The organism is Caballeronia sp. LZ008 (assembly GCF_031451435.1).
Classification (GTDB): Bacteria; Pseudomonadota; Gammaproteobacteria; order Burkholderiales; family Burkholderiaceae; genus Caballeronia; species Caballeronia zhejiangensis.
In genome coordinates this window covers 1,486,838-1,490,825 of record NZ_JARUXK010000004.1, presented here as the reverse complement: position 1 = coordinate 1,490,825, position 3,988 = coordinate 1,486,838, and the positions used below count along the sequence as shown (strand labels likewise).

General features: G+C 62.3%; 3 protein-coding genes and 1 pseudogene. 1 reads left to right on the top strand and 3 read right to left on the bottom strand.

From position 1 onward, the window contains the following. The 3 genes and pseudogenes from QCE49_RS31730 to QCE49_RS31720 all read right to left on the bottom strand — a co-directional run. A pseudogene (locus QCE49_RS31730) lies at positions 1-135 on the bottom strand (2-methylcitrate synthase); the annotation flags it as partial. Positions 136-171: 36 nt separating this feature from the next. Further along, complete coding sequence (locus tag QCE49_RS31725; protein WP_250460772.1) at positions 172-1,179, bottom strand: CoA ester lyase; 1,008 nt, start codon at positions 1,177-1,179, stop codon at positions 172-174. Between the two features lie 157 nt (positions 1,180-1,336). Next, a complete protein-coding gene (locus QCE49_RS31720) occupies positions 1,337-2,323 on the bottom strand; it encodes a malate dehydrogenase (RefSeq protein ID WP_008354061.1) in 987 nt (328 codons plus the stop codon). A gap of 586 nt (positions 2,324-2,909) precedes the next feature. Here QCE49_RS31720 and QCE49_RS31715 point away from each other — a divergent pair. Next, positions 2,910-3,707 (top strand): GntR family transcriptional regulator, encoded by a 798-nt coding sequence (locus QCE49_RS31715; protein ID WP_033536962.1) that lies wholly within the window; start codon positions 2,910-2,912, stop codon positions 3,705-3,707. Positions 3,708-3,988: the final 281 nt, after the last annotated feature.

Sequence of the window (3,988 nt, the reverse complement as noted above, 5' to 3'; positions counted from 1 at the left end):
ATAGTGCAAGTCGTTGCCCGTCTTGCCGACGGTGCACAGCGCGGTATTGCCCGCCGTCACGCCCGACAGCGCGACGGATTTCTTCGGCTTGAATGCGCCGGTTGCGGGTGCTTCGGTCGATGCCTGATCGGTCATTGTCTCTAGTCTCCTTTGCACGCTCGCGATGCGGCGTTATTTGTCTTGTCGAGATGATGAGTTGAAAAACGGCGCGCATTCGTCGGGCAGCGTCTGGCCGGTCGCGTGCGCGCGGCGCAGCACCGACCAGTAATAGCGATAACTCGCGCGATCGTGCAGCGTATCGCCATGCCGCGTCGGGCCCCACTGTGCGCGCTGTGCCGCAAGCAGAATCTGCGCCGCGAGCGCGATTTCATCGGCGCGCGGCGAGAAGGCCTCGACGATCGGCCTGATCTGATCCGGATGGATGCTCCACATGCGCGTATAGCCGAACGCGTTGCGCGCGCGTGCCGCATCGTTCGCGACGACGCTCATGTTGCGCACTTCCGTCGATACGTTGTGCGACGGCACCTTGCCGTGCGCGTGACACGCGGCCGCGATCTCCAGCTTCGCGCGCCGCACGAGCGGATGATCGAACTGGCCGGGCGAGCGCATCGCGGTATCGGGAATGGCGCCGTTGTGCGCCGAGACGAAGTCCATCAGACCGAAGCTCAGCGATTCGACGCCCGGCAGCGCGGCCAGTTCGAACGCTTGCGCGAGCGCGCCGTGCGTCTCGATCAGCAGATGGCAGGGAATCGGTTGCTCGATGCCGAACTCGCGTCGCGTTGCTTCGATGAACGCGACCATTTCGGTGGCATCGGCGGCGCTGCGGATTTTCGGCAGCATGATGAACGCGGGCGCTTTCTTCGCGCGACGCAGGATGATGCGGACGTCGTCGCGCCACGCACGATGATCGAAGTCGTGGATGCGCACGCCCACGCGCCCGAAGCGGTCGTCCTCGCCACCGACGAACGACGCAACCATTTCCGCATGTTCGGCCTCGTGACCGACTTGCGCCCCGTCTTCGCAATCGAGCGTGATGTCGAACACCGGACCGAGTTGCGCCTGCAGCGCCAGAGATTTGCGGATCATCTTCTCGCTGCCGGCGTAATGATCACAGGTCGGAAGCACGGCGGGTTGCGCTTCGCCGTCAAACAGCACTTCGGCGGGAGTGAGAGCAGGCATCGTCGGCGTCGGGTCCGATTGGAAGTTGGGAAATTCCATCTTGCTCGATGATTCGGACACGCTCGATGTTTTTCAAGCGCGTTCGAATCATGCACGAACGCCGCGTAGCGTTCGCGCAGACGGGAAGCCTTTGCAGACTCCCCCTTGAACGACGTACTTACTTGCCCAGCAGATGCGAAACGCCGTCGCGCTCTTCGAGCAGCTCGTTCAGCGTGCCGTCCATCTTCTCGCGCGAGAACGCGTCGATTTCGAGGCCTTCGACGCGCTTGTACTCGCCGTTTTCGCACGTGACGGGCACGCCGTAGATGATGTCTTCCGGAATGCCGTACGAGCCGTCCGACGGAATGCCCATCGTGACCCACTTGCCGTTCGTGCCGAGCACCCAGTCACGCACGTGATCGATCGCAGCATTCGCCGCCGATGCCGCCGACGACAGGCCGCGCGCTTCGATAATCGCCGCGCCGCGCTTGCCGACGGTCGGGATGAACGTGTTGCGGTTCCACTCGTCGTCGTTGATGAGCTTCGTCAGGCTCTCGCCTTCCGCCGTTGCGAAACGGAAGTCCGGGTACATCGTCGGCGAGTGGTTGCCCCACACGGCGAGCTTTTCGATCGACGCGACCGGCTTGCCCGACTTGGCCGCCAGTTGCGACAGCGCGCGGTTGTGGTCCAGACGCAGCATGGCGGTGAAGTTCTTCTTCGGCAGATCCGGCGCCGACTTCATCGCGATGTAAGCGTTCGTGTTCGCCGGGTTGCCGACGACCAGCACCTTCACGTCGCGGCTCGCGACATCGTTCAGCGCCTTGCCCTGAACCGTGAAGATCTCGGCGTTCGCCGACAGCAGGTCCTTGCGCTCCATGCCCTTCGAACGCGGACGTGCACCGACCAGCAACGCGACGTCGGCGTCCTTGAACGCGACCTTGGGGTCGTCCGTGACGACCACGCCCGCGAGCAGCGGGAATGCGCAATCTTCCAGCTCCATCACGACGCCCTTCACGGCGGCTTGCGCTTGCGGCAGATCGAGCAACTGAAGAATCACGGGCTGGTCTTTGCCGAGCAGATCGCCATTGGCGATGCGGAACAGCAGCGAGTAGCCGATTTGACCTGCGGCGCCGGTTACGGCAACGCGCTTTGCGGACTTAGCCATTGAGAACTCTCCTGGACGGTGCGTGGAACGCTAGGGAAAAACGCCATTTTATGCGCGTTACGCAAAGCGTTGATGAAGACATGCCGGCCATGCCGTGCCCAAACGCTTCGAAGCTCGACCGAGCGTTCGCGCCCGTGCCGTGCATCGGCGTTACGGCTTGACCGTCATGCCATGAATCCTTCTCTTCGAGCGAGAGGCGTGCGGAGTGTTCTGGAAGGACGCGGTGATTTCGCTTGGGTCTGACGGCAACGCGCCCATACGAGACGGCGCTTGACGTTGCGAGGCGAGGGGCAGGCAGCGGCGCGCGAATCGAGTGGCCGATCGGCGTGAGGCGAAAGCGAAAGGGCGTGCCTGGCGGTATGTTGCACGCTGCGCCGGATGCCGTGTTCAGAGCGTACTCGAGGCGAAAAGGGCCATGATAAAACGCGCTGAGCGGCGGTTCCCGTGCTTTCGCAACGACCCGCAAACCCTTGCTCGACAAGGAGTGTAGGAGCCGTCCGAGGTAAAGTCAACACTATCTTATGTCTTATATAAGACATAGGAATCTTCGGGAAAAGTCTGGACGCACGGCGGGCCTTGTGTTGAAATGCGCGGCATGAATTCCAACCCGGCGAGCACGACGACCCCCAACGGCACTGCACCGGCGGCTGAGGCCGCGAGCACGCCGTCGCCGACGTTCAGCCCGCTGTATCAGCAAATCAAGGCGCTCATCACGCAAGGACTCGAGTCCGGCGAATGGAAGCCTGGCGAAATCATCCCGAGCGAGGTCGAGCTGGCCGCGCGCTACAAGGTGAGCCAGGGCACCGTCCGCAAGGCGATCGATGAACTCGCCGCCGACAATCTTCTCGTTCGACGTCAGGGCAAAGGCACGTTCGTTGCGACGCACAACGAAGACCGCGTGCAGTTCCGCTTCCTGCGCCTTCTGCCCGACGATGGCGACGTCCATCCTCACGTAAGCCGTCTGCTCGAATGCAGGCGCCTGCGCGCGCCGGCGGAGATCGCGCGCCAACTGGATTTGAAGCCTGCCGACCCCGTCGTTCTTATCAAGCGCTTGTTGCAGTTCGATGGCGTGACGACCGTGTTCGACGAAATCTGGCTGCCGGGCGCGGTGTTTCGCGGACTCACGGCCGAGCGTCTCGCCGAGTACAAGGGTCCGCTCTACGCGATGTTCGAGACGGAGTTTGGCACGCGCATGATCCGCGCGACCGAGAAGATCCGCGCCGTCGCCGCCGATGAAACCGTCGCGCAGTTCCTCGATGTGGCGCAGGGATTTCCGCTGTTATCGGTCGAGCGCGTGTCCTATACCTATGGCGACCGGCCTGTCGAAGTGCGTCGCGGATGGTACGTCACGACCGGCTATTTTTATCAGAACGACTTGAGTTGATCGAGTGAAGAACCGGCCGCGAGCACTGGCTGAGTGCTCGCGGAACACGCACGTTAGCAGGCCCATTCTCGCGCATGGAGCAACGGTCATTTAGAGGACTTCTCGCTGCAGCGCGATATAAAAAGGCGCTAAAATCGCGGATTAGTGTGTTAACAAGTTGGGGTCTAGCATGGCAGAAGCCGTAAAAAAACCAAGGCCGGAATACCGGAACATCGGGATCGGTCAGATCGCGAAGTATCGCTTGCCGCTGGCGGGCAAGGTATCGATCCTGCATCGCGTGA

Excerpts from the sequence above, each read along its gene's own strand:
- QCE49_RS31715 (WP_033536962.1), top strand. The coding sequence starts at position 2,910 with ATGCGCGGCATGAATTCCAACCCGGCGAGCACGACGACCCCCAACGGC.
- QCE49_RS31725 (WP_250460772.1), bottom strand. The coding sequence starts at position 1,179 with ATGCCTGCTCTCACTCCCGCCGAAGTGCTGTTTGACGGCGAAGCGCAA.
- QCE49_RS31720 (WP_008354061.1), bottom strand. The coding sequence starts at position 2,323 with ATGGCTAAGTCCGCAAAGCGCGTTGCCGTAACCGGCGCCGCAGGTCAA.